A 24634-nucleotide genomic window follows, 5' to 3' on the forward strand; every position below is an offset into this window, starting at 1 on the left:
TCGGCAAGCGGCGCGCGTTTTGCAATCCCCGTGCGCGTCGCGGTTCAGCGCGAGCGTTGGGAAGTGGGCTTGGCGGCGTCCGGCGCGGCCGCTTCGCGCAGGCCGTCCTGCATCAATCGGCACAGCTCGATGTTGCGATCGATCAGATCCTGAAGCGTCGCGCCGGATGCTTCGTCGAGCGCCGAGTCCAGTTGCGCGCGAAACTGCTGCTGCTGGTCGATGAAGATCTGCAGGCTGCGTTCCAGATACGGTCCCATGAACCCCTGCAGGTCGTCGCCGTAGAAGCCGATGATGCGGGTCAGCAGCGGCGTGGACAGCATCGGCTGTCCGTGTTCCTCGTGTTCGGCGATGATCTGCAGCAGGACGGAGCGGGTCAGGTCCTTGCCGGACTTGGCGTCGCGAACCTCGAACGATTCGCCGTCCAGAACCAACTGGCGCACCTCTTCCAGCGTGATGTAGCTGGAGATTTCGGTGTCGTAGAGACGCCGGTTGGGGTACTTCTTGATGGTGCGCGTGGTCTCGGCCATGCGGCGAAGCTAACAGAACATATTGCGCTGCACCAGTCGCTACGGTTTGCTGCGCGAATGCCATGCAGAAGCTGTTTCTGCGCTTCAGGATGTCCCGGGCCAGGGAGCGCTGTGGCGGTGCGGGATGCGTCGTGGGTCGAAGGCTGCGAGCGCGTTCTGTAACAGCGTTCGGAGGTCGCCACCGGATGGTTCGGGCTGACCGAGAAAAGTCAGCGCGTGGCGCAGGGTCGGGAGCGGGTCGGTGCGGTCGAGCGGCAGGTCGCGCGTGCTCTTGGAGAGTTTTCCGGCGTCCTCGCGCAGAGCCAGTGGCAGATGCAGGTAGCTCGGAGTCGGCAGGTCGAGTTGCTGCTGCAGGAAGATCTGGCGCGGCGTCGAGTCGAGCAGATCGCATCCGCGCACGACCTCGGTGACGCCCTGGTGCGCATCGTCCACCACGCACGCCAGGTGATAGGACCAGCAGCCGTCGGCGCGGCGCAGCACGAAGTCGCCCACGCTCTCGCGCAGATTCTGTCGCTGGGAACCCTGCACGAGGTCCTCGAAGGCGAATGTCCGGTCCGGCACACGAATGCGCCAGGCCGGCGGGCGGTCGTCCTGCGGCGGCGTGATGCAGTGGCCGTCGTGATGCAGCCCATCGACGGCGCTCAGGTCGCTGCGACTGCACCAGCAGGCGAAAACCTCCCCATGCTGCTGCAGGTGCTCGAAAGCCTGCAGATAGGCGGTTTCGCGTTGCGACTGATACAGCACAGGTTCGTCGGCCTGCAGTCCGTAGTCATGCAGGGCAGACAGGATCGATGGTGCCGAGCCGGGCACGACGCGAGGTGCGTCGAGGTCGTCCACGCGCAACAGCCAGCGTCCATCGCTCTGGCGGGCGCGCAGCCAGCTTCCCAGCGCCGCGACCAGCGAGCCGGCATGCAGATCGCCCGTTGGCGAGGGGGCGAAGCGTCCACGGTATGTCATGCGCCGATGATGCCAGTGCGGGACTTGAAAGTGCGCGTCGCCGCCCCGATTGCAGCGTTCATGTCAGCCGGGGAGGGGGTTCCCGGCGCCCACTTTCCACGTTTCACCGGAGCCTGATACGCATGAACGCGAACGCCACCGAGACCCGCAAGTTCGAAGCCGAAGTCGCCCAGGTGCTGCATCTGGTCACGCACTCGCTGTACTCGCACAAGGAGATCTTCCTGCGCGAGCTGATCTCCAACGCCTCCGACGCCTGCGACAAACTGCGTTTCCAAGCGCTGTCCGATGCCGCGCTGAAGGGCATGGACGCCGACCTGCATATCGACGTGCTGTGGGATCCGGAGGCGCGCACCATCAGCGTGCGCGACAACGGCATCGGCATGACGCGCGAGGACGTCATCGCCAACATCGGCACCATCGCCAGTTCCGGCACGCGCAAGTTCCTGGAGAACCTCAGCGGCGATCAGAAGGCCGACGCACGCCTGATCGGCCAGTTCGGCGTCGGTTTCTACGCGGCCTTCGTGGTCGCCGACAAGGTCACCGTGCACACCCGTCACGCCGGCGCGGACGCCGCGGACGGTGTGAAGTGGGAGAGCGACGGCAAGGGCGAGTATCTGCTGGAGAGCGAGGAACGGGCCGAGCACGGCACCACCGTGACGCTGCACCTGAAGGCCGACGAGGACGAGTTCCTCAAGGCCTGGCAGCTGCGCTCGCTGGTGCACAAGTACTCCGACCACGTGGCCTTCACCATCCGCATGCCCAAGGACGAGGACGGCAAGCCGACCGACGAGCTGGAGACGATCAACGCCGCCTCGGCGCTGTGGACGCGGCCGAAGAACGAGATCGAGGACGAGGAATACGTCAACTTCTACAAGAGCATGGGCCACGACTTCAACGACCCGCTGGCCTGGACCCACAACCGCGTCGAGGGCACGCAGAGCTTCACCACGCTGCTGTACGTCCCGTCGCAGGTGCCGTTCGATCTGATGATGGGCGGACGCGACGAGCGCAAGGGGCTGAAGCTCTACATCAAGCGTGTGTTCGTGATGGACGCCGCCGAGCAGTTGCTTCCGGCCTACCTGCGCTTCGTGCGTGGCGTGGTCGATTCGGACGATCTGCCGCTCAATGTCAGCCGCGAGATCCTGCAGCAGAACCGCCAGGTCGACCGCATCCGCGGCGCCTGCGTGAAGCGCGTGCTGGATCTGCTGGACAAGCTGGCGCGCGACGAGGGCGAGAAGTTCGCCACCTTCTGGGGCGCGTTCGGCAACACGCTGAAGGAAGGCGTGGTCGAGGACCCGGACAACCGCGAACGCATCGCCGGTCTGCTGCGTTTTGCCTCCACGGCGGGCGAGGGTGCGGCGCAGACGGTATCGCTGGACGACTACATCGGCCGCATGCAGGCCGGGCAGGAGGACATCTGGGTCATCAGCGCCGAGACCCACGCTGCAGCTGCGGGAAGCCCGCAGCTGGAAGCGCTCAAGGCCAAGGGCATCGAGGTACTGCTGCTGTCGGACCGCATCGACGAATGGATGCTGAACTCGCTGACCGAATACAAGGGCAAGCGCATCCGCAACGCCGCCAAGGGCGAACTGCCGCTGGACGAGAGCGACAAGCAGAAGCAGGAAGAAGCCAGCAAGGAGGCCGAACCGCTGCTGGAGCGCATCAAGACGCTGCTGGGCGACCGTGTCGGCGACGTGAAGGTCTCGGCGCGTCTGGTCGATTCGCCGTCGTGCCTGGCGCTGGCCGATCACGAGATGGCGCCGCATCTGGCGCGTCTGCTGCGTGAGGCCGGTCAACCCGTGCCGGACAACAAGCCAGTGCTGGAAGTGAACCCGGCGCACGCGCTGCTGAAGCGCTTGCAGGGCACCGAGGACGATGCGCAGGCGGGCGATCTGGCGCTGCTGTTGCTGGAGCAGGCCGAGGTCGCGGCGGGCGCGCCGCTGGCCGATCCGGCGGCGTTCCTCAAGCGCGTGAACCGACTGATCGCCTCGTAGCACGCCGTTTTTCCCGAGCGCGCGGGGCGACCGCCGTCCGCCCCGCGCAGGAATCGTGCGGGATCGGGCGGACGCCGCCCGTCGATCGTGCGAGGATGCATTCCATTATCCGCAGAGGTTGCTCCATGCAGAATCAGATCCAGAACAAGTCCGACGCCGAGGCCGACAAGGGCGGCAGCCGCGACGCGCAGGTCGACAAACTGATGTTCCAGTCGCGTTTCGTGATGGTGTTCGGCGAGATCAACCATCGCCAGGCCCAGCGCGTGTGCGAACGCCTGCTGGCCATGTCGGAGGAATCGGACAAGCCGATCCGCATGCTGGTGTCCTCGCCCGGCGGTCACGTCGAATCCGGCGACGTCATCCACGACATGATCCGCTTCGTGCGCGCGCCGGTCATCACCATCGGCAGCGGCTGGGTGGCCAGCGCCGGCACCCATATCTTCCTGGCGGCGGAGAAAGAGAACCGCCTGTGTCTGCCCAACACCCGCTTCATGATCCACCAGCCCAGCGGCGGCGCGGGCGGTCCGGCCTCGGACATCGAGATCCAGGCCAAGGAAATCCTGCGCACGCGCGAGCGTATCGCGCGCGTCATCGCCGAAAGTACCGGCCAGCCTTATGACAAGGTGCTGGTCGACGTCGAGCGCGATTTCTGGATGGATCCGCAGCAGGCGATCGAGTACGGCGTGGTGTCGAAGGTGATCCGGCACCATTCCGATCTCGGCATCGAATAAGCGAATGCTTCATGACGACGGCGCGCGGCGGATGTTCCCGCCGCGCGCCGTTTTTCGTTCCTTCCGCGCGAGAAAGCGCGCTGGATGGACCCGCCTATGGATCAGTCTTCGTAGTTCGCCGGCGCCGGATTCAGATGGCCGCAGGCGTCGCAGGTGCGCGCTTCGCGTGAACCGTAGAAGCGGTCGAAGATCGGCGGGAAGTCGTTCTCGATGCTCTCGAGCATGAAATACTCTTCGTAGAGCTTGTGGTTGCACTGTTCGCAGTACCACAGCAGGCCGTCCTTCTCGTGCGGCAGACGCTTGCGCTCGATGACCAGGCCGATGGAGTCCGCCATGCGCTGCGGTGAATGCGGCACGCGCGGCGGCAGATAGAACATCTCTCCGGCGCGGATCGGCAGGTCGCGCGCTTCGCCGTCGTCCTGCACCTTCAGCACCATCTCGCCCTCGATCTGGTAGAAGAATTCCGGACCCTCGTCGTAGTGGTAGTCGGTGCGCGCGTTCGGGCCGCCGACGATCATGACGATGAAATCGCCGTCGACGATGCACTTGTTGCCGACGGGCGGTTTCAGCAGGTGCCGGTGTTCGTCGATCCATTGCTTGAGGTCGAAGGGCGGGGTCAGGGCCATGGTGTGGACTCCGTTGCGGGTGCCCACGGTAACGTCCAGACGATGTGTTGCAAAGTCTGGACCGTCGAGGACGAATCCCGTGCAGCCGACGTCGATGCAATCGGGCGCGACCTTGTTGCGCGTGGGCCTCGCCTGCTACATGCATGAAGACGAAAACGCCGGCGAAGTAGCCGGCGTTTTCGTGCGGACGGAGCATCGCGAGGTGCCTCAGGCGCCGCCGATGGAGCCCTTGGCGATCACGGGGCCGGTCGGCTGGCCGGTCGGCGAGCCGCCCTTGGGTTCGAGCGAGACTGCAAGCAGGGCCTTGTCGCTCAGCTGCTTCACGAGCGTCAGCGGCAGGTCCATGCTGTTGGTCTTGTCCGGCGTGAACACGCCTACCGAGATCGGCTTGTGTCCTGGCGGAATCAGCCACAGCTGGGTCGAGCGATTGTCAGCAATGGCCTGCGGTGTGGCCGGCACCAGGATCATGCGGTGATGGGTGACATCCATCGTCGCGGTCCAGCCGGCGATGCCGTTGTTCTGCTCGATCTTGGCGACCATGAAGGTGGTCGGCGGTGGCGTCGAGGCGGTCTGCACGGGCGCCGGCGAGGGCGTCGGGCGCGGCAGGGTGACCAGCAGCACGAGGCAGGCGGCGGCGACAGTGCTGGCGCCGATACCGATCCAGTGCCACAGGCGCAGGTTGTTCCACAGGCCGCCGCTGGCGGTCGGTTCCGGCGCGCCGCGGGCCATCACGCTGCCGCCCAGGCCGAGTTCGGCCAGGATGCGCGGCCACACGTAAGCGGCGGGCTGGGTGGCGGCGATTTCCTCGGCCAGGGGCGCGAGCCGCTCCTGCCAGGCTTCGACGGCGGCGGCCAGTTCGGGGTCGTCCAGCAGTTGCCGTTCGACCTCGCGTCGCTGTTCGGCGTCGAGCACGCCGAGCACGTATTCCGCGCCGCGAAGCTTCTCGTGTCCGTTGGTGTCGGTGGTCGTGGTCATCGTTCCAGGCAGGTGCGCAGTTTGATCAGGCTACGGCGAATCCAGCTTTTCATGGTGCCGAGGGGGACCGAACACCGGTCCGCCAATTCGTTATACGTAGCGCCGCTGAAAAAAGCTTCACGCACCGCGCTGCGATGTTTGTCTTCGAGTTCGTCCAGGCAGTGATCGAGACGCTGATGGTCCTGGCTGGTCTGCGCGTGCGATGGGGGCGTGGGCGCGTCGTCGGCGAAACCGTCGATCATGCTGTCGTCGCCGACCGCCTCGCGCCGCTTGCGCAGGCGGTCGATGGACTTGTTGCGGCTGAGCGTGATCAGCCAGGTCATCGCGCTGGCCTTGGAGGCGTCGAAGCTGGAGGCGCGTCGCCACACCGTGGTGAAGACCTCCTGCAGCGTGTCCTCGGCTTCGCCGCGGTCGCGCAGCATGCGCAGGCACACGCCGTAGAGCTTGCTCGAACTGTGTTCGTAGAGTTTCGCGAAGGCGCTTTCGTCACCGCGGCCGGACAATGTCAGCCATTGTGCGAGCTGCTCCCTGTCGAGCGCGGCATCGGGACTCTGGACCATGCAGTCATCCTGCTTCGTGCAAGTGATGTGTGGGCGTACGTGCCGCGCGCCGCGGGCACCGGGTCAGCATGGCATCGGCGCTGAAGCGGCGCAACACGCCGCTTCGCATGCGTCGTTCAGACTTCCAGCGAGGCGAGGTCGCCTTTCTGTTCCAGCCAGGCCTTGCGGTCGCTTGAACGCTTGCGCGCCAGCAGCATGTCCATGATCTGCGCGGTGCCTTCGTTGTCGTCCACGGTCAGCTGCACCAGTCGGCGCGTGTCCGGATGGATGGTCGATTCGCGCAACTGCGAAGGGTTCATCTCGCCGAGGCCCTTGAAGCGGGTGACCGAGACCTGGCCTTTCATCTTCTCGCGCTCGATGCGTTCGAGCAGGATGCGTTTTTCTTCCTCGTCCAGGCAGTAGAACACCTGCTTGCCCACGTCGACGCGGAACAGCGGCGGCATGGCCACGAACACGTGACCCTCACGGACCAGGGACGGGAAGTGCTTGAGAAACAGCGCCGACAGCAGGGTGGCGATGTGCAGGCCGTCGGAATCGGCGTCGGCGAGAATGATGACCTTGCCGTAGCGCAGACCGTCGAGATCGTCCTTGCCCGGATCGCAGCCGATGGCGATGGCGAGATCGTGGACTTCATTCGAGGCCAGCACGCCAGTGGATTCGACTTCCCAGGTGTTGAGGATCTTGCCGCGCAGCGGAAGGATGGCCTGGTAGTCCTTGTCGCGCGCCTGCTTGGCGCTGCCGCCGGCGGAATCGCCCTCGACCAGGAACAACTCGGTGCGGGTCAGGTCGCTGGATGCGCAATCGGCCAGCTTGCCGGGCAGGGCGGGGCCTTGCACGATCTTCTTGCGCACGACCTTCTTGGCGGCCTTCAGGCGCGCGCTGGCGTGGTCGATGGCCAGCTGCGCGATGCGCTCGCCGTCCTCGACATGCTGGTTCAGCCACAGCGTGAAAGCGTCGTGGATGGCATTCTCGACCAGCGAGGCGGCCGGTCGCGAAGACAGGCGTTCCTTGGTCTGGCCGGCAAACTGCGGGTCGCGCATCTTCACGCTGAGCACGAACGACAAGCGTTCCCAGACGTCTTCCGGCGCCAGTTTCACGCCGCGTGGCAGCAGGTTGCGCAGATCGCAGAACTCGCGCATGGCGTTGGTCAGTCCGGTGCGCAGGCCGTTGACGTGGGTGCCGCCCTGCGCGGTCGGAATCAGATTGACGTAGGACTCCTGCACCAGTTCGCCTTCGGGCACCCAGGCAAATGCGGTGTCGACGGTTTCCTGCTCGCGTTCGGCATGCTGCACGAGCAGTTCCGCGGGCAGGGTCTCGATGCCGCCCATCTCGCTCTTGAGGTAGTCGGCCAGGCCGTCCTCGTAGTGCCATTCGACGGTCTCGCCGCTGGCTTCGTCGGTGAGCTTGACGTTCAGGCCCGCACAGAGCACGGCTTTGGCGCGCAGAAGGTGCTTGAGCTTCGAAAGGGAAATCTTTGAAGAATCAAAGTATTTCGGGTCCGGCCAGAAGCGCAGCGTGGTGCCGGTGTTGCGCTTGCCGACGCTGCCGACGACTTCCAGTTCGGAGGCGCGGTCACCGTCGGCGAAGCCCATCTTGTACTCGTTGCCGTCGCGGCGGATGGTGACGTCCAGGCGCGTGGAGAGCGCGTTCACCACCGACACGCCGACGCCGTGCAGACCGCCGGAGAAGGCGTAGTTCTTGTTCGAGAACTTGCCGCCCGCATGCAGCCGCGTGAGGATCAGCTCGATGCCGGGCACGCCTTCCTCGGGATGGATGTCCACCGGCATGCCGCGGCCATCGTCGCGCACTTCCACCGAGCCGTCCTTGTAGACGGTCACCTCGACATTCTTGGCGTGGCCGGCCAGGGCCTCGTCGACGGAGTTGTCGATGACTTCCTGCGCCAGATGGTTCGGGCGCGTGGTGTCGGTGTACATACCGGGCCGGCGCTTGACCGGATCCAGGCCCGAGAGAACTTCGATGTCGGCGGCGTTGTAGCGACTGCTCATGTTGCGGTGGTCTTCGATCCGGTCGGTGGGTGGCGGTGCAGCATGGCCAGCGCCGTGCATGCGGTCAAGTGTGCGGCAAGTTCGACCTCCTGTCTGCTTTCTGAATCGGACGCGGCGCGGTTTAGGTGCGATTGAGGCGCGATTTCCTACGGTGCGGCCCGTGGTTCGACGCATCGGCGCCGCCACCGAAATTTCATCCAGCAGGAGGTTTCATCATGAACAAGCTACTTGGCAGTGTCCTGATCGCCAGCGCCGGTTTCCTGGCCGCCCCGGTCTTCGCGCAGGTGGCGGTCGGCGGCGGCGCGGCGGCCCATGTCGGTGGTCAGGTCGGCGGCCTCACGCAGAGTGCGGCCCGGGCCAGTGGTCATCTGAGCGTCCAGGCCCAGACCCGCGCCGCCGATGCCATGCAGCGTGCGCAGATGCAGACCCGCCAGGCCAAGCAGCGCGCGGCGCAGGCCAAGGCTAGCGCCGATACCACGGCTGCCGAGGCGCGCCGGCATGCCGAGCATGCCGCACAGGCCAGCGCTGATGCGGCGGATCGTGCCGGCGGTGCCGTGAGTACGTCCGCGGTGCCGCGTGCCAGCGCCACGGGTGAAGCCCGCATGTCCGCGCAGGGCGGGACGGGGTCCGCTCACGCCGGTATGCATGCATCCGCCCGTAGTTCCGTACATGGCGGTGCCAGCGCCGATGCGCGACTGCATGGCGACGCCGCGGCGGGCGGCGGTCACTGATCCATGCGTTCCGCGCCGGTTGCGCCCCGGCTCATCGATGCAGCGCATCCACAGAAGATGCATCCGCTTGATTGCGCCCGGCCTTGCGCCGGGCGTTCTTTATGGGTGATTCCGGCGTCAGACCGCAGCGCAGCGCGTCTCCAGCCAGGCGCGATCGGCGGGGTCGTCGAGCAGGGGCGATAGCGCCTCGGCGACGCGGGCGTGGTAGTCGTTGAGCCAGGCGCGCTCGCTTTCGTCGAGCAGTGCGAGGTCCAGGGCGCGGGTATCGATGGGACACAGCGTCAGCGTTTCGAATTCCAGGAAGGTGCCGAACTCGGTGTCCTTCCAGGTGCGCACGACGGCCAGGTTCTCGTGACGCACGCCGTGGCGGCCCGGACGGTACAGGCCGGGCTCGATCGACGTGATCATGCCCGGCTGCAGCGGAACCAGTGCGCCGCCCGGTGCCGGCGGGCGGATACCGTGCGGTCCTTCGTGCACGTTGAGGAAGTAGCCGACGCCGTGGCCGGTGCCGTGTCCGTAGTCACCGCCGTCGGCCCAGATCGGCGCGCGCGCCAGGGCGTCGAGCTGCGGGCCGCTGGCGCCGGACGGAAACCGTGCGCGGCTCAGCGCGATGGTGCCTTTCAGCACCAGGCTGCAGTCGCGGCGCTGCTCCGGCGAGGTTTCGCCGAAGGCCCACATACGTGTGATGTCGGTGGTGCCGCCCTCGTACTGGCCGCCGGAGTCGACCAGAAGCAGGCCGTCCGCGCGGAGCTCTGCATGGTGCTCTTCGGTGGCGTGGTAGTGCGGCAGCGCACCGTTGGCCATGTAGCCGGCGATGGTGCCGAAGCTCTCGCTGACGAACGCGGGGCGCGCGGCGCGTTTTTCGCGCAGGATGTCGGCCACGTCCAGTTCGCTCACCGTTTCGCCGGCCTGCAGACGGCGTTCGACTTCGCGCATGCCCTGGACCAGCGCAGCGCCGTCCTCGCGCATGGTGGTGCGGATGTGCGCGATGTCGGCGTCGCTCTTGATCGCCTTGAATGCGGTGGAGGGATTGGCGCGCTCGATCAGACGTGCGCGTTCGGGCAGGCCGTTGACGATGTCCACAACCACGCGCGCGGGATCCAGCATGACGCCGGCATCGTTCGGCAGCGCGGCCATGGCTGCCGCGGTCTCGGCATAGGCGCGCACGACGATGCCGTCTTCCTGCAGCGCGGTGCACAGAGTGTCGTCGAGCTTGTCCGGGTCCACGAACAACGTGCAGCGCTCGCGTTCGATCAGCAGGTGCGCCAGGAATACCGGGTTGTATTCGACGTCGCGGCCGCGCAGTCCGGTGATCCAGGCGATGTCGTCGAGACTGGAAAGCAGATGGTGGCTGGCCTGCGCGTGCTTCATCGTCTCGCGCACGCGCTGCAGACGTTCGCGGCGATCGCCGTCGCACCATGCGGCGGCCTGGGCGCGGACCGGCGCGTGCGGCAGCGCGGGACGGTCCTTCCAGACGGCACCGGGCAGGTCGAGGTCCGTGCGCAGGCGCGCGCCGGTCTTCCGCAACCGTTCGCGCAGGGTGCGCGCGCTGGACAGAGCGATGCTGTCGCCGGCCACGGCCAGCGTCTGGCCTTCGCCGAGTTGTTCGAGCAGCCAGTCCACATGCTCGGCGGTGTGCGGTACGCGCAGGCGCATGAGCTCGACGCTGGTGCCGGCCAGTTGCTGTTCGGCCTGTTCGAAGTAGCGCGAATCGGTCCACAGACCGGCGAAATCCCCGGTCACGATCAGGGTGCCGGCCGAGCCGTCGAAACCGGACAGCCACTGCCGCGCCTGCCAGTGTTCGGGCAGGTATTCGGACAGGTGCGGGTCGGCGCTGGGGATCAGGCAAGCCTGGATATCGTGCTCGCGCAGCGCGGCGCGGAGGGCGGAAAGTCGGGAAGGAATCTGCGTGTTCATCCGCGAATGCTAGCAGCCGAACTGTGTCGTCGGCAGGGCCGGAGGTCCCGTGCGGCGGGTCAGATGCGGGCACCCAAGCCGGGCTGCAGGCGCTCCAGGAACGCGCGCTGCAGCGGCGCGGCCTGTGTGGACGAACGGTACAGCACCTTGAGCGGGCGACGGATATGCAGCGACTTCAGGCCCAGTTCGCACAGCACACCGTCGCGCAGTTCCGCGTGCATGCAGATGCGCGGCAGCCAGGCCACGCCGCCGCCGTGGATCGCAGCCTGCTTCAGGGCTTCGGTGTTGCCGAATTCCATGATGCGTGGACTTTCCTTGATGCCGCGCTCGCGCAGCAGGGTGGTGATGACTTCGCGCGTGCCCGAACCACGCTCGCGCATCAGCAATGGCTGCCGGGCGATGTCTTCGATGGTCGGGCGACGACGTGCGAGCAGGGGGTCGTTCTTGGCGACGACCGGCACCAGTTCGTCTTCCTCGAACGTGATTGCGGACAGTCCTTCCAGATGCAGCGGACCTTCGATGAAGCCCAGCATGAAGCGCAGATCCACCACGCCGCGCGAGACCTGCTCGGTGTTGCCGACGAACAGCGTGATGTCGATGTCCGGGTGCTGCGTGCGCATGCCGGCCAGGATCCTGGGCAGCACGTAGGTGCCGATGGTGTTGCTGGCGCCGAGCGTGAGCCGTCCGCTGCGCGCCTCGGCGATTTCGCGAATGGCGGCCTCGGCCGCGTGCTCGATGGCGAACAGGCGCGTAGCGTGCTCATGCAGTACCCGGCCGGCCTGCGTCAGCCGCATGCCGCGCGGGACCCGTTCGAACAGGGGCACGTTCAAGCGCTCTTCGAAGGTCTTCAGTTCGCGCGAGAGTGCGGGCTGCGAGATATGCAGACGGCGTGCGGCTGCGCTGATGCTGCCGGTTTCGGCAATCGCGTGGAAGATCGACAGATGATGAAGATTCATAACAATAATCTATACATATCTTGCTTTATTTGCATTGGATGCATTGCTTCATCTGCGTGATGATCGAAGGCACATTGATTCCACGAGGAGGTGTGCCGTGCGTAGAGACCGTCTTATCCATGTCGCGACGATGCTGTTGTTCGCCGTGATCGCGCTGCCGCTGCAGGCATCCGCCGCCAGCAACAGCTTCTGGAAGACCCCGACGATCCAGGGCTACGGCAAGATCCACTACCTGGCCGATGCGGCCTATCAGCCGGATCCGAAAGCGACGTACAAGATTGTGTTCGCGCTGACCAAGGGCGCGAAGTCGCCCGATCAGGTCAACGGTTCGCTCGATCATGTGGCGCGTGCCGTGAACCTCTACGTGGCGGCCGGTGTGCCGCTCGACCATCTGAAGTTCGTCGCGGTCGCGAGTGGCGCGGCCACGCCGCTGGTGCTGGACAACGCGCATTACCGCGCCAAGTTCGGCGTCGACAATCCCAACCTCAAGCTGATCGAGGAGCTGCGCAAGGCCGGCGTCGACGTGTCGGTGTGCGCGCAGGCTGTGGCCGAGCATCACTTCCAGTACGGCTGGGTGTCCAAGCATGTCACGCTGGCGCTGTCCGGACTGACCACGACCACCGTCCTGCAGCAGCAGGGTTACGCGCTGAGCCCGCTCTGAGCGACGCCTTCGTCAGGAGACCGCAACCATGACATCGCGTATCGCACGACGCGCCGTGACGCTGGTGCTGGCCGTTTTCGCGGCGGCCGCAGGCATCGCGCCGGCGACTGCCGCAGCACAGACCGCGCAGCAGACCATGCCGCTGGGCGTGTTCCCGCCCTGGCAGGACGGGCGCAACAACGACAGCATCCAGCGCGGCCTGGAGTTCACCATTCCGCAGGTCGACAATCTGGCCGATTTCCACGGCAACCCGGGCACGGCGCGGCTGGTGCTGTACGTGGCCGGCAACTACTACTTCGCCATGGCGCCGCTGGTGCACGCCTTCGAGCGCATGCATCCGCAGTACAAGGGGCGGCTGTACTGGGAGACCATTCCTCCGGGACTGCTGCAGACGCAGATGCAGGCTGGCGGCACGATCACCGTCGGCAACATGACCTGGACCGCGCCGCCGGACGTGTACATGGCGGGGCTGGGGCGTGTGAAGAAAATGGTGAGGGACGGCGCGCTGGACGCGCCGGTCGTGCCGTTCGTGACCAACGACCTGACCATCATGGTGCCGAAAGGCAACCCGGCGCATATCCGCAGCCTCGCCGATCTGGCGCGTGCCGACATCAAGCTGGCCATGCCCAATCCGGCCTTCGAAGGCATTGGCAAGCGCATCGAGAAAGCGCTGGTGAAAGCGGGCGGGCCGGCGCTGCTGAAAGCCGTCTACACGGACAAGGTGAAAGCCGGCAGCACCGAGCTGACGCATATCCATCATCGGCAGACACCGTTGTGGATGATGCAGGGACGCGTGCAGGGCGGCGTGACCTGGCAGTCCGAAGCCCGCTTCCAGGAAATGGTCGGTCACCCGATCACGCACGTGGACATTCCCGACGCGCACAATGTCACGGCGATCTATGCCGGTGCCGTGGTGCACGGCGCGCCGCACGCCGAGGCGGCCCGTCAGTGGCTGGCCTTCATCCATTCGTCACAGGCGCTGGGCATCTTCAAGCGTTACGGCTTCAAGGCCTACGATGAGGGTGCGCGCTGACGCGCAAGGGGAGTGGACATGTCGATACGAACGCAACGGCGCCGTTTCGCGAAGATCGCGACTGCGCTGACCATCCTTGCCGGCGTGGCGGCGGCCCATGCCGCCACACCCGACGCGGCGCGCATCGCTCAGATCGGCAATGGGCGCGGTGCGGCGCCGTGCTCGGCCTGCCACGGCGCGCACGGCGGCGGGCAGGATGCTGCGGGCTATCCGCGGCTGGCTGGGTTGAACAAGGCGTATCTGCTCAAGCAGCTCGATGCCTTCGCCAGTGGCTCGCGGGCCAATCCGGTCATGCAGCCCAACGCCAAGGCGCTCAGCGTTGCCGAGCGCGAGGCGATGGCCGCGTATTACAGCGCCATGCCGGTGCCGGCTTCCGCGCAGCATCGCGATGCCAAGCCGGTGGCCGACGACGATCCGGGCGCGCAGCTGGCGCAGTGGGGCCGCTGGAGCGAGAAGGTGCCGGCTTGCGTGCAGTGTCACGGTCCGCACGGTGTCGGTGTGGGCGTCAGTTTTCCTCCGCTGGCGGGCCAACCGGCGAACTACCTCGTCGCCCAGCTCAAGGCCTGGAAGCAGGGCACGCGCAAGAATGATCCGCTGCAGCTGATGCAGCACGTGACCTCGAAGCTGAGCGAGCAGGACATGCGGCACGTGGCCGCCTGGTTCGCTGCGCAGCCAATCAACGCCAGGGGAGAGACGCCATGAATCGGATGATGCATTCGATGCATGCCTGGGCACCCGCCTTCGCCCTTGCGCTGGCCGCCTGTTCCGGGTCTTCGCAGCCTTCGGCGTCGACGAGCGCAGCGTCGTCCACGGCCGCCGTGCCGGCGAAGGCGGCGACGACGTCGACCGCCGCTCCGAAGCAGGCAGTCGCCAAGACCTTCACACCACCGCCGATCGACGCCATTCCGGACACGCCGTTCGGCGAGATGGTGCGCGAGGGCCGGGCGATCTTCATGGACACCCAGACTCATGCCAAGGCCTACGTCGGCAACGGGCTGAGGTGCAGCAACTGTCACCTGGACGCCGGTCGCCTGGCCAATGCCGCGCCAATGTGGGCGGCCTGGGGCATGTACCCGACGTACCGCAGCAAGAACGGGCATGTGAACACCTTTGCCGAACGCCTGCAGGGCTGCTTCCGCTACAGCATGAACGGCAAGGCGCCGCCGCCCGACAGCCCGGTCATCGTGGCATTGGAAAGCTACGTCTACTGGATGTCCAAGGGGGCGCCGACCGGTGTGGCGCTGGCCGGCCGGGGCTACCCGAAGAAGGGCTTCAAGCCGCCGCAGCCGCCGGACTATGCGCGCGGCCAGCACGTGTTCGAAACCAATTGCGCACTGTGTCACGGCAAGGACGGGCTGGGCCAGAAGACGGCGGGCCGCTATGTATTCCCGCCGCTCTGGGGGCCGCACTCGTTCAACTGGGGCGCGGGCATGCACAAGCTCGACAACGCCGCTGCCTTCATCAAGGCCAACATGCCCCTTGGGCGCGGCGGCATGCTCAGCGATCAGGACGCCTGGGACGTGGCCCTGTTCATGAACGCGCACGAACGGCCGCAGGACCCGCGTTTCACCGGCAGCGTGGCCGAGACGCGCAAGAAGTTCCATCACAGCAAGATGTCGCTGTACGGCACGGTGGTGAACGGTCATTTGCTCGGGTCCGGTTCCCCGCGCTGACCGGCGCGGTCATCGGGCGGCACGCGAACGGCGGAGGCCGGATTTCCGCCGATTTCGCGTGCGCGTCCTATCCCGGTGCTGAACTTCGGGCCCGTCTGGACTCGCAGCATCGCGGACGACTCTGTAGAATGGCCTTTTACCAGCACGAGCCGTCGTTCATGACCCCTCTGATCTTCGTTACTGGCGGTGTGGTGTCCTCGCTTGGCAAGGGCATCGCGGCGTCGTCGCTGGCGGCCATCCTCGAGGCGCGTGGCCTCAACGTCACCATGATGAAGCTCGATCCCTACATCAATGTGGATCCGGGCACCATGAGTCCCTTCCAGCATGGCGAGGTGTACGTCACCGACGACGGCGCCGAGACCGATCTGGATCTGGGCCACTACGAACGTTTCGTGCGCACGCGCCTGACCGGCCGCAATTCCATCACCACCGGCAAGATCTACGAGAGCGTGATCCGCAAGGAGCGCCGCGGCGACTACCTGGGCGCGACCGTGCAGGTGATTCCGCACATCACCGACCAGATCAAGCACTCGGTCTACGAGGCCACGCGCGGTCACGATGTCGCCCTGGTCGAGATCGGCGGCACGGTCGGCGACATCGAGTCGCTGCCGTTCCTGGAGGCCATCCGTCAGCTGCGCATCGAGCACGGTCCCGAGAAGTGCCTGTTCATGCACCTGACGCTGGTGCCGTTCATCAAGGCCGCGGGCGAGATCAAGACCAAGCCGACGCAGCATTCGGTCAAGGAACTGCGTTCGATCGGCATCCAGCCGGACATTCTGGTGTGCCGCTGCGAGCAGCCGCTGCCGGACGGCGAGCGCCGCAAGATCGCGCTGTTCACCAATGTGCCGGAGAAGGCCGTCATCAGCGCGGTCGATCTGGACGTGATCTACAAGTTGCCGTCCTGGCTGCACAAGCAGGGTCTGGACGACATTGTCGTGCGTCAGCTGGGACTGGAGGCCAAGCCGGCCGACCTGTCCGAGTGGGAGGCCACGGTCGAAGCCGTCGAGCATCCGCACGATGAAGTCACAGTCGCCATCGTCGGCAAGTACGTCGAGCACAAGGACGCCTACAAGTCGCTGGGCGAGGCGTTGCGTCACGGCGGCATCAAGCAGAACACCGCCGTGCATCTGAAGTGGCTCGATTCCGAGCAGATCGAGGCCGAAGGCGCCGCCGCGGTGCTGGGCGACGTTGACGCCGTGCTGGTCCCGGGCGGTTTCGGCAAGCGCGGCTTCGAGGGCAAGGTGCAGGCGGCGCAATACGCGCGCGAGCACAAGGTGCCGTACTTCGGCATCTGTTATGGCATGCATGCGGCGGTGGTCGACTTCGCCCGTCATGTGGCCGGCATCGAAGGCGCCGACTCCAGCGAGAACGACCGTCACGCCAAGGACCCGGTGATCGCCCTGGTGACCGAGTGGACCACGGCCAGCGGCGAGGTCGAGACGCGCAGCGAGCAGTCCGATCTGGGCGGCACCATGCGCCTGGGCGCGCAGGAGGCCCGTCTGAAGCCGGGCACGCTGGCGCACAATCTCTACGGTCGCGACGTGGTGCGCGAGCGTCATCGCCATCGCTACGAATTCAACAACCGCTACCGCCAGCAGTTCGAGGACCTCGGCATGGTGGTGTCGGGCAAATCCATGGACGATCTGCTGGTCGAGCTGGTCGAACTGCCGCCGCAGACGCATCCGTGGTTCCTGGCCTGCCAGGCGCATCCGGAATTTACGTCCACGCCGCGCGACGGGCATCCGCTGTTCATCGGCTTCGTGCGCGCCGCGCGCGAATTTCACGCCGTGCGCACCGGTCAGCAACTGGCCGACGCACAGGAGGCCTCGGCATGAAGTTGTGTCATTTCGAGGCGGGTCTGGACCGGCCGCTGTTCCTGATCGCCGGGCCGTGCGTGGTCGAATCCGAGCAGCTGCAGGTCGACACCGCTGGCACGCTCAAGGAGATCACCAGTGCGCTGGGTATGCCGTTCATCTTCAAGTCCAGCTTCGACAAGGCCAACCGCTCATCCGGAACCAGCTTCCGCGGCCTGGGCATGGAAGAGGGCCTGCGTATCCTCGGTGAGGTCAAGCGCCAGGTCGAGGTGCCGGTGCTGACCGACGTGCACGAATACACGCCGTTCGACGAGGTCGCGGCCGTGGTCGACGTGCTGCAGACGCCCGCGTTCCTGTGCCGGCAGACCGATTTCATCCAGAAGGTCGCCTCCGCCGGCAAGCCGGTGAACATCAAGAAGGGCCAGTTCCTGGCGCCGTGGGACATGAAGCACGTGGTCGAGAAGGCGCGCGCCGTTGGCAACGAACAGATCATGGTCTGCGAGCGCGGCGTGAGCTTCGGCTACAACAACCTGGTCTCGGACATGCGCAGCCTCGCGGTGATGCGCGAGACGCAGTGCCCGGTCGTGTTCGACGCCACCCACTCGGTGCAGTTGCCGGGCGGGCAGGGCGCGAGTTCGGGCGGACAGCGCGAGTTCGTGCCGGTGCTGGCGCGCGCGGCCGTGGCGACCGGCGTGGCCGGCCTGTTTGCGGAAACGCATCCGGACCCGGACAAGGCGCTCAGCGACGGCCCGAATGCCTGGCCGCTGGACCGTATGAAGGCCTTGCTCGAGACGTTGATGGAGCTCGATGCCGTGGTCAAGCAGCGCGGGTTCCTCGAACAGCACTGACGCATCGGCCGGAGCGGACATCGGTACATGACAGGGGGGAGAGCCACATGAACGAAAGCATCGCCATCCAGCCCGTTTCGACCTCGCCGCCAGATGCCCCGCGCAAGCATTCGGGGCTGGGTATCGCTTCGTTCGTGATCGGCCTGGTCACGCTGGTGATGATGTTCGGCGTGTTCCTTCTTGCCGTGGCCATCAACGTCCACAACGGCGGCGTTGCCCCCGACGAGCATGCGCCGCAGACCGTCATGCTCGGACTGCTGGTCATACTGACCGGCCTGATCAGTCTGGTCGGCCTGGGGCTGGGCGTGGCCGCCGTCGTACAGAAATCCCGCCGCCGCACGTTCGGCATCATTGGTCTGTGCCTGAACGCGGCGGTGGTTCTGTTGATTCTTCTTCTCCTCATCATTGGTCTGACCGCAAGCTGACAGGAAACCATGAGCACAATCATCCAACGCATCCACGCCCGCCAGATTCTCGATTCGCGCGGCAATCCCACTCTCGAAGCCGACGTCACCCTGGCCGACGGCAGCATGGGGCGCGCCGCGGTGCCTTCGGGTGCCTCCACCGGCACGCGCGAGGCGGTCGAGTTGCGCGACGGCGACAAGGGTCGCTATCTGGGCAAGGGCGTGACCAAGGCGGTCGACAACGTCAACAAGGTGATCGTCGACGCGCTGAAGGGGTTCGATGCGGCGGACCAGAAGAGTCTGGATGACAAGCTGATCGCGCTCGACGGCACCGAGAACAAGGGCAAGCTGGGCGCCAATGCGCTGCTCGGTGTGTCCATGGCGGCCGCGCATGCCGTGGCCGCTTCGCGCCGCGTGCCACTGTGGCAGTACCTGGCCGGCGGTCGTTCGGTGGAGCTGCCCGTGCCGATGATGAACATCATCAACGGCGGCGCACACGCCGACAACAATGTCGATGTGCAGGAATTCATGGTCATGCCGGTCGGGCTGCCCAGCTTCAGCGAGGCGCTGCGCGCCGGCGCCGAGATCTTTCATGCGCTGAAGAGCGTGCTGAAGGGACGCGGATTGCACACCACGGTGGGCGACGAGGGCGGCTTCGCGCCGGACCTGCGCTCCAACGAGGAAGCCATCGAGACCATCCTCGAAGCCATCGGCAAGGCCGGCTACAACGCCGGCGGCGATATCTGGCTGGGGCTGGACGCGGCGTCCTCCGAGTTCTACAAGGACGGCAAGTACGACCTGGCTGGCGAAGGCAAGGCCTACGATTCGGCCGGCTTCATCGACGTGCTGGCGGGCTGGTGCGACAAGTACCCGATCCTCACCATCGAGGACGGCATGGCCGAGCAGGACAACGCCGGTTGGAAGGCGCTGACCGAGCGTCTGGGCAGCCGCATTCAGCTGGTCGGCGACGACAACTTCGTCACCAACCCGAAGATCTTCCGCAAGGGCATCGACGACGGTATCGCCAACGCCATCCTGATCAAGGTCAACCAGATCGGCACGCTCAGCGAGACGCTGGAGACCATTGCCATGGCTGATGCGGCCAAGTACGCAGCGGTGATTTCGCACCGCTCCGGCGAGACTGAGGACACCACCATCGCCGACATCGCGGTGGCGACGACGGCCACGCAGATCAAGACCGGCTCGCTGTCGCGCAGCGATCGCGTCGCGAAGTACAATCAGCTACTGCGGATCGAGGAGCAGCTGGGCGATGCCGCGCGCTACGCCGGACGCGACGCGTTCCCGAACCTGTCGTCCTTCCCGGACGCATGACGGAACACGGGCCGCTGCCATGCTGCGCTGGATCGGACTGCTGCTGATCGCGTTTCTGCTGATTCTGCAGTGGAAGCTGTGGATCGGCGCCGACGGCATCCGCGAGGTGCACGCGCTGCGCGCCAGTGTGGCTGCGCAGCGCGAAGAGAACGATCAACTCACGCGTCGGAATCAGGCGCTGGAGGCGGACGTGAAAGACCTCAAGCACAATGGGCAGGCGGTCGAGTCGCGCGCGCGCTCGGAACTGGGGCTGATCAAGCCCGGAGAGACCTTCTATCAGGTGGTCGAACCGGCCTCGGCGAGCAGTTCCGATGCGCACTGACGAGGCCCTGTGGTGCGTGGTGCCGGCTGCCGGCCATGGTCGGCGGTTCGGCAGCGAAGTGCCCAAGCAGTACATGCCGCTGGCCGGTCAGCCGCTGATCCTGCGCACGCTGGAGCGGCTGGCCGCGCATCCGCGCATTGCCGGCCTGATGGTGGTACTGGCCGAGGGCGACACGGCGTGGGCAGGCATCGACACGATGGACGGCAAGCCCGTGCTCACCACACTTGGCGGCGCCGAGCGTGCGGACTCTGTGCTGGCCGGGCTGCGCGCCTTGCCGGGCGATGTGAGCGCGGATGCGTTCGTGCTGGTTCACGATGCGGCGCGTCCCTGTGTCCGCGCGGCCGACATCGAGCATCTGGTGGTTCGCGCCTCGGTCGGCGAGGGCGGGCTGCTGGGCGCGCCGTTGCGCGACACGCTCAAGCATGCCGATGCCGGCGGGCACAGTTGCGGCACCGAACCGCGTGACGGTCGCTGGCGCGCGTTCACGCCGCAGATGTTCCGCCGTGGTGCGCTGAGCGACGCGCTGACGCAGGCGCTGGCCGATGGCGTGGCGATCACCGACGAGGCCATGGCGATGGAGCGCGCCGGCATGACGCCACTGCTGGTCGAGGGCAGCGAGGACAACATCAAGGTCACCACCCGCGCCGATCTGGCGCTGGCCGAGTTTCTGCTTCCGCGCACGCGGTAAGGCAAGGATTTCAGACATGCGGATCGGACAGGGCTTCGACGTGCACGCCTTCGCCCCCGGCGATCATCTGATGCTGGGCGGGGAACGCATCGCGCACACGCACGGCGTGGCTGCGCATTCGGATGGCGACGTGGTCATCCACGCTCTGTGCGATGCCTTGCTCGGCGCGCTGGCGCTGGGCGACATCGGGCGGCACTTTCCGCCGTCCGATCCGAAGTGGAAGGATGCCGACAGTCGCGATTTCCTCGGCGCCGTCGCCGGCATGATCGAGGCTCGCGGCTATCGTCTGTGCAATGCGGACATCACCGTGATCTGCGAGCGACCGAAGGTCGGTCCGCATGCCGATGCCATGCGCGCCAATCTGGCCTTGGATCTGGGCGTCGACGTGTCGCGCATCAGCATCAAGGCGACGACCACCGAACGTCTGGGCCTGACCGGTCGCGGCGAGGGCATTGCCGCCATGGCGGTCGCCTTGCTGGAACCGTGCGGCTGACATTTGCGCCGAGGTTGCGCGCAATAAGCGCCGTCGCCGCCCATGCGCGCGCCCCAAGCCAGGTCGCTGCTGGTATCATGTGCGGATACACCGGCACAACGTCGGAACTTTCAGCTATGGACGTACCCAGTCAACCTCCCAGTTTGAACGTAACGTTCTCCTTGACCCGGTAACTCCGAAGGCGCGCTCCGCCCTCGGGGACGGAGCGTGTCATGAGCGAAGTCGAAACTCGCAAACCGCAGAGCCGCCTGCAGGAGCAGTTCGCGCAGATCAACGATTTGTTGCAGCGTCAGCGTCAAGCTGAGGAACTGCTACGTCGTCACGGTGGCGAACACAAGCGCGCCGAAAGCCTCATGCAGCGGCAGAATCGCGCCGAACTGCAGCGCTGCCTGGACGGCCTGCATCCGGCCGATATCGCCTACATCCTCGAAGCGCTGCCGCTGGAAGACCGTCTGGTCGTATGGCAGCGCGTGAAGGCCGACCGCGACGGCGACATTCTGCTGGAAGTGTCCGACGCGGTGCGCGAAAGCCTGATCGCGGACATGGACGAGGGCGAGATTCTCGCCGCCATCGAGCCGCTGGATTCGGACGAACTGGCCGATCTGGTCGAGGATCTGCCGCCCGAGGTCCTGCCCGAGCTGATGGCCAGCCTCGATCCGCAGCAGCGCGAGCAGGTGCAGTCCGCGCTGTCCTACGACGAGGACCAGGTCGGCGCGTTGATGGACTTCGAGATGGTCACGATCCGCGAGGACGTGACGCTGGAAGTGGTGCTGCGCTACCTGCGCCGCTTCGACGAACTGCCCGAACAGACCGACAAGATCTTCGTCATCAATCAGGACAGCGTGCTGACCGGCGTGCTGCCGTTGAAATGGCTGGTGGTCAATTCGCCGGACAAGAGTGTCGGCGACGTCATGGCGCGTGACGTCAACACCTTCCTGCCGACCGACGACGCCGACGATGCGGCACAGGCCTTCGAGCGCTACGATCTGATCTCCGCGCCGGTGGTGGACGGCGAAGGGCGCCTGATCGGCCGTCTGACCATCGACGTCATGGTCGACCGCATCCGCGAGGAGAGCGAATCCGAGGCGCTGGGCCGCGCCGGTCTGCGCCAGGAAGAGGACATCTTCTCCTCGGTCTGGGCCTCGGTGCGCAACCGCTGGTCGTGGCTGGCGATCAACCTGGTCACGGCCTTTCTGGCCTCGCGCGTGATCGGCCTGTTCCAGGGTTCGATCGAGAAGCTGGTGGTGCTGGCCACGCTGATGCCCATCGTCGCCAGTATCGGCGGCAGTTCGGGCAACCAGACCATCATCAAGATCGTGCGTGCCATTGCCACCGATCAGGTCGGTCTCAGCGCGATCTGGCGATTGCTGCGCAAGGAACTCGGCGTCGCCTTCTTCAACGGTCTGATCTGGGGCGGTGTGATCGGCTGCGTGGTCGCGCTGATGTACCACGACATTCCCCTGGGCCTGGTGATGACTGTCGCCATGGTGCTCGAACAGATGCTCGCCGCCGTGATGGGCGTCGGCATCCCGATGATGATGCTGCGCCTGGGACGAGATCCGGCGATGGGGTCGAACATCTTCCTGGTGTTCATGACCGACAGCGGCGGCTTCTTCATCTTCCTGGGGCTGGCTTCGATCTTTCTTCTGCATTGAGAGCACGCGAAGTGGGTCATGAGCCGTGATGCTCGAAGGGCATCTCGCTGCCCCGGATTCCGTTTCCCGTTTCTCGCTGCACACTGCTTGAATCCCTTATGACGAACACGAACCACGAACTCCCCCATGCCCACGGCGGCCCGCCGCTGACTGCACGCTTGCGTGCGAAGCCCGAGGACTTCGTGGTCGAGGAAATCCTCGGCTACGACGCGGACGGCGAGGGCGAGCATGTGCTGCTGACCCTCGAGAAGCGTGGTCACGACACGCAGTGGGTGGTGCGCGAACTGGCGCGCTTCGTCGATATCTCGCCCGTCGGCATCGGCTTTGCCGGTCTCAAGGATCGCCATGCGGTGACGCGTCAGGCGATGTCCGTGCATCTGGCCGGCCGCGACGAGCCGGACTGGTCGGCATTCCCGCACGAGGGCGTGCGCATTCTCGAGAGCGTGCGCCATCGCCGCAAACTCAAGCGCGGCGCGCTGTCCGGCAACCGTTTCGTGCTGACGTTGCGCAATGTGGAGGGAGATCGCGATGCGTCCGAACGCGTCCTCCAGGCCATCGCCGAGCGCGGCGTGCCCAACTACTTCGGCGACCAGCGCTTCGGTCGCGGCGGCGCGAATGTCGACCGCGCGCGAGCCATGTTCGCCGGCAAGCGCGTGGACAAGCGCACGCGTTCGCTGCTGCTTTCGGCAGCGCGCTCGGAACTGTTCAACCGCGTGCTCGCTGGACGCGTCGCGGATGCGTGCTGGGATACGCCACTGGACGGCGAGGTCTGGTCGTTGGCCGGCTCGCGGTCATGGTTTGGCCCCGAGCCGTTCGACGACACGCTGGCCGACCGGCTGGCGCGTGGCGACATTCACCCGTCCGGCCCGCTGTGGGGCAAGGGCGAGCCGCCGACTCAGGGCGAAGCCGGTGCCCGCGAACGCGCGGTAGCCGAAGCCGAGCCCGAACTGGTCGACGGCCTGGTCGCCGCCGGTATGGATCAGGAGCGCCGGGCGCTGCGACTGCTTCCGCAGCAGCTTTCCTGGGACTGGCTCGACGACACCTCGCTACAGCTTCGTTTCGCCTTGCCGGCCGGCAGCTACGCCACGGTCGTGGTGCGTGAATTGACTCGCCAGGCATGAATACGTGCGGCGGGGCGTCCCGCCGCGACTGTAGATTTCCATGACGGGGCCGCGTGACGACGATCACGTGCCGACAGCCGCGTCAGCGCTTATTCCGCACCATGAAACGGCTCAGTCACGATGTCCCAAATGGCTTCGGGTCCTGCCTGCGTCATGTCCTTGCCGACTTCCCGGCGGACGCATTCGCGCAAGGGCGGGGCATGCAGGGGCGCAGGTGTCCTAGCAAGTCCGGCGTCGCGATCAGCATCAGGTGCTCGAAACGATGCTGTACGTGGCCATCTTCGAGTACGGATGCGAGTTGGCGCGCGAAATTTTCGGCTGCCTTCGTCGCCGGTTCGGTATGCGGTTCAATGGCGTGACGCGCGGAGCCGGTGCGGTCGAAGGTTCTCGGTGGACGGTTTTCGCCGCGCGAGCCGGCCGGTGCGCGTCCTTCGGGATTGAGGAAATCTTCCTTCTCCGTCAGGTCGCGCTGTTCTTGATCGAATTCGAACAGGCGCGCACGAGCACGGCTGGCTACAAGAATCCAGGTTTTCGACATGGCTTGTCTCCTGGTTCGTCTGGGGGATCGTCAATGGGTCGTGGATGCCGGCCCGTGCATGCCCGCCGCTCG

The 24634-nt window shown here is 66.1% G+C and carries 25 protein-coding genes; 16 read left to right on the forward strand and 9 right to left on the reverse strand.

The features are described from left to right. Positions 1-44: 44 nt before the first annotated feature. Complete coding sequence (phaR, locus tag BTJ49_RS07200) at positions 45-527, reverse strand: polyhydroxyalkanoate synthesis repressor PhaR (RefSeq protein WP_113064713.1); 483 nt, start codon at positions 525-527, stop codon at positions 45-47. Between the two features lie 84 nt (positions 528-611). After that, the gene (gene gluQRS, locus BTJ49_RS07205) at positions 612-1484 is read right to left on the reverse strand and encodes a tRNA glutamyl-Q(34) synthetase GluQRS (protein ID WP_113064714.1); all 873 of its coding nucleotides are present in this window, start codon (positions 1482-1484) and stop codon (positions 612-614) included. Between the two features lie 122 nt (positions 1485-1606). Here gluQRS and htpG point away from each other — a divergent pair, with 122 nt between their 5' ends. After that, entirely contained in the window at positions 1607-3478 is a 1872-nt protein-coding gene (gene htpG, locus BTJ49_RS07210) for a molecular chaperone HtpG (protein WP_113064715.1), read from the forward strand. Positions 3479-3603: 125 nt separating this feature from the next. Further along, positions 3604-4209 carry an ATP-dependent Clp protease proteolytic subunit gene (locus BTJ49_RS07215; RefSeq protein WP_113064716.1) on the forward strand — a complete coding sequence of 202 codons (606 nt, stop codon included), beginning with the start codon at positions 3604-3606 and terminating at the stop codon, positions 4207-4209. A 101-nt stretch (positions 4210-4310) separates the two neighbouring features. Here the strand turns inward: BTJ49_RS07215 and BTJ49_RS07220 are convergent, their stop codons facing one another. The 4 genes from BTJ49_RS07220 to parE all read right to left on the reverse strand — a co-directional run bounded on the left by BTJ49_RS07220 (position 4311) and on the right by parE (position 8376). Next, entirely contained in the window at positions 4311-4835 is a 525-nt protein-coding gene (locus BTJ49_RS07220) for a 3-hydroxyanthranilate 3,4-dioxygenase (RefSeq protein ID WP_113065083.1), read from the reverse strand. Positions 4836-5042: 207 nt separating this feature from the next. Next, entirely contained in the window at positions 5043-5810 is a 768-nt protein-coding gene (locus tag BTJ49_RS07225; protein ID WP_113064717.1) for an anti-sigma factor, read from the reverse strand. Then, a complete protein-coding gene (locus tag BTJ49_RS07230; RefSeq protein ID WP_113064718.1) occupies positions 5807-6370 on the reverse strand; it encodes a sigma-70 family RNA polymerase sigma factor in 564 nt (187 codons plus the stop codon). Before BTJ49_RS07230 ends, BTJ49_RS07225 begins: the two co-directional genes overlap by 4 nt. A 116-nt stretch (positions 6371-6486) precedes the next feature. Then, complete coding sequence (gene parE / locus BTJ49_RS07235) at positions 6487-8376, reverse strand: DNA topoisomerase IV subunit B (protein ID WP_113065084.1); 1890 nt, start codon at positions 8374-8376, stop codon at positions 6487-6489. A gap of 215 nt (positions 8377-8591) precedes the next feature. On the opposite strand from parE, the gene BTJ49_RS15475 reads away from it, so the two are divergent. Next, entirely contained in the window at positions 8592-9107 is a 516-nt protein-coding gene (locus BTJ49_RS15475) for a hypothetical protein (protein ID WP_146742293.1), read from the forward strand. Between the two features lie 117 nt (positions 9108-9224). On the opposite strand, the gene BTJ49_RS07245 is transcribed toward BTJ49_RS15475, so the two are convergent. Continuing rightward, positions 9225-11024, reverse strand: a complete 1800-nt coding sequence (locus BTJ49_RS07245) for an aminopeptidase P family protein (protein ID WP_113064720.1) — start codon at positions 11022-11024, stop codon at positions 9225-9227. 59 nt (positions 11025-11083) lie between these two features. Beyond that, complete coding sequence (locus tag BTJ49_RS07250; protein WP_113064721.1) at positions 11084-11980, reverse strand: LysR family transcriptional regulator; 897 nt, start codon at positions 11978-11980, stop codon at positions 11084-11086. Between the two features lie 97 nt (positions 11981-12077). Here BTJ49_RS07250 and BTJ49_RS07255 point away from each other — a divergent pair, with 97 nt between their 5' ends. The 13 genes from BTJ49_RS07255 to truD all read left to right on the forward strand — a co-directional run bounded on the left by BTJ49_RS07255 (position 12078) and on the right by truD (position 24024). Beyond that, positions 12078-12641 (forward strand): DsrE family protein, encoded by a 564-nt coding sequence (locus BTJ49_RS07255; protein ID WP_240601766.1) that lies wholly within the window; start codon positions 12078-12080, stop codon positions 12639-12641. A 28-nt stretch (positions 12642-12669) separates the two neighbouring features. Continuing rightward, on the forward strand, positions 12670-13674 hold the full coding sequence (locus BTJ49_RS07260; protein ID WP_113064723.1) for a substrate-binding domain-containing protein: 1005 nt from the start codon (positions 12670-12672) through the stop codon (positions 13672-13674). An 18-nt stretch (positions 13675-13692) separates the two neighbouring features. Further along, positions 13693-14376, forward strand: coding sequence for a c-type cytochrome (locus tag BTJ49_RS07265; RefSeq protein WP_113064724.1), 684 nt, complete (start codon positions 13693-13695; stop codon positions 14374-14376). After that, on the forward strand, positions 14373-15347 hold the full coding sequence (locus BTJ49_RS07270; RefSeq protein ID WP_240601767.1) for a c-type cytochrome: 975 nt from the start codon (positions 14373-14375) through the stop codon (positions 15345-15347). The genes BTJ49_RS07265 and BTJ49_RS07270 overlap by 4 nt, the downstream gene beginning before the upstream one ends. Positions 15348-15505: 158 nt before the next feature. After that, positions 15506-17182: a CTP synthase gene (locus BTJ49_RS07275; protein WP_113065086.1), complete on the forward strand. Its 1677-nt coding sequence runs from the start codon at positions 15506-15508 to the stop codon at positions 17180-17182. Further along, positions 17179-18009 (forward strand): 3-deoxy-8-phosphooctulonate synthase, encoded by an 831-nt coding sequence (gene kdsA, locus BTJ49_RS07280; RefSeq protein ID WP_113064725.1) that lies wholly within the window; start codon positions 17179-17181, stop codon positions 18007-18009. Before BTJ49_RS07275 ends, kdsA begins: the two co-directional genes overlap by 4 nt. Before the next feature lie 47 nt (positions 18010-18056). Further along, the gene (locus tag BTJ49_RS07285; RefSeq protein WP_113064726.1) at positions 18057-18434 is read left to right on the forward strand and encodes a hypothetical protein; all 378 of its coding nucleotides are present in this window, start codon (positions 18057-18059) and stop codon (positions 18432-18434) included. Positions 18435-18443: 9 nt separating this feature from the next. Beyond that, a complete protein-coding gene (eno, locus tag BTJ49_RS07290; protein ID WP_113064727.1) occupies positions 18444-19745 on the forward strand; it encodes a phosphopyruvate hydratase in 1302 nt (433 codons plus the stop codon). A 19-nt stretch (positions 19746-19764) separates the two neighbouring features. After that, entirely contained in the window at positions 19765-20067 is a 303-nt protein-coding gene (ftsB, locus tag BTJ49_RS07295) for a cell division protein FtsB (protein ID WP_113064728.1), read from the forward strand. Continuing rightward, on the forward strand, positions 20057-20755 hold the full coding sequence (ispD, locus tag BTJ49_RS07300) for a 2-C-methyl-D-erythritol 4-phosphate cytidylyltransferase (protein ID WP_113064729.1): 699 nt from the start codon (positions 20057-20059) through the stop codon (positions 20753-20755). Before ftsB ends, ispD begins: the two co-directional genes overlap by 11 nt. Before the next feature lie 16 nt (positions 20756-20771). Then, entirely contained in the window at positions 20772-21248 is a 477-nt protein-coding gene (gene ispF / locus BTJ49_RS07305) for a 2-C-methyl-D-erythritol 2,4-cyclodiphosphate synthase (RefSeq protein WP_113064730.1), read from the forward strand. Positions 21249-21460: 212 nt separating this feature from the next. After that, complete coding sequence (gene mgtE, locus BTJ49_RS07310; protein ID WP_113064731.1) at positions 21461-22903, forward strand: magnesium transporter; 1443 nt, start codon at positions 21461-21463, stop codon at positions 22901-22903. Between the two features lie 98 nt (positions 22904-23001). Beyond that, complete coding sequence (gene truD / locus BTJ49_RS07315; RefSeq protein WP_113064732.1) at positions 23002-24024, forward strand: tRNA pseudouridine(13) synthase TruD; 1023 nt, start codon at positions 23002-23004, stop codon at positions 24022-24024. Positions 24025-24175: 151 nt separating this feature from the next. Here truD and BTJ49_RS07320 read toward each other — a convergent pair whose 3' ends face one another. Next, a complete protein-coding gene (locus BTJ49_RS07320; protein WP_113064733.1) occupies positions 24176-24562 on the reverse strand; it encodes a host attachment protein in 387 nt (128 codons plus the stop codon). Between the last annotated feature and the right edge of the window lie 72 nt (positions 24563-24634).

Origin of the sequence: Oleiagrimonas sp. MCCC 1A03011 (assembly GCF_003267965.1) — a bacterium.
Lineage (GTDB): Bacteria > Pseudomonadota > Gammaproteobacteria > Xanthomonadales > Rhodanobacteraceae > Oleiagrimonas > Oleiagrimonas citrea.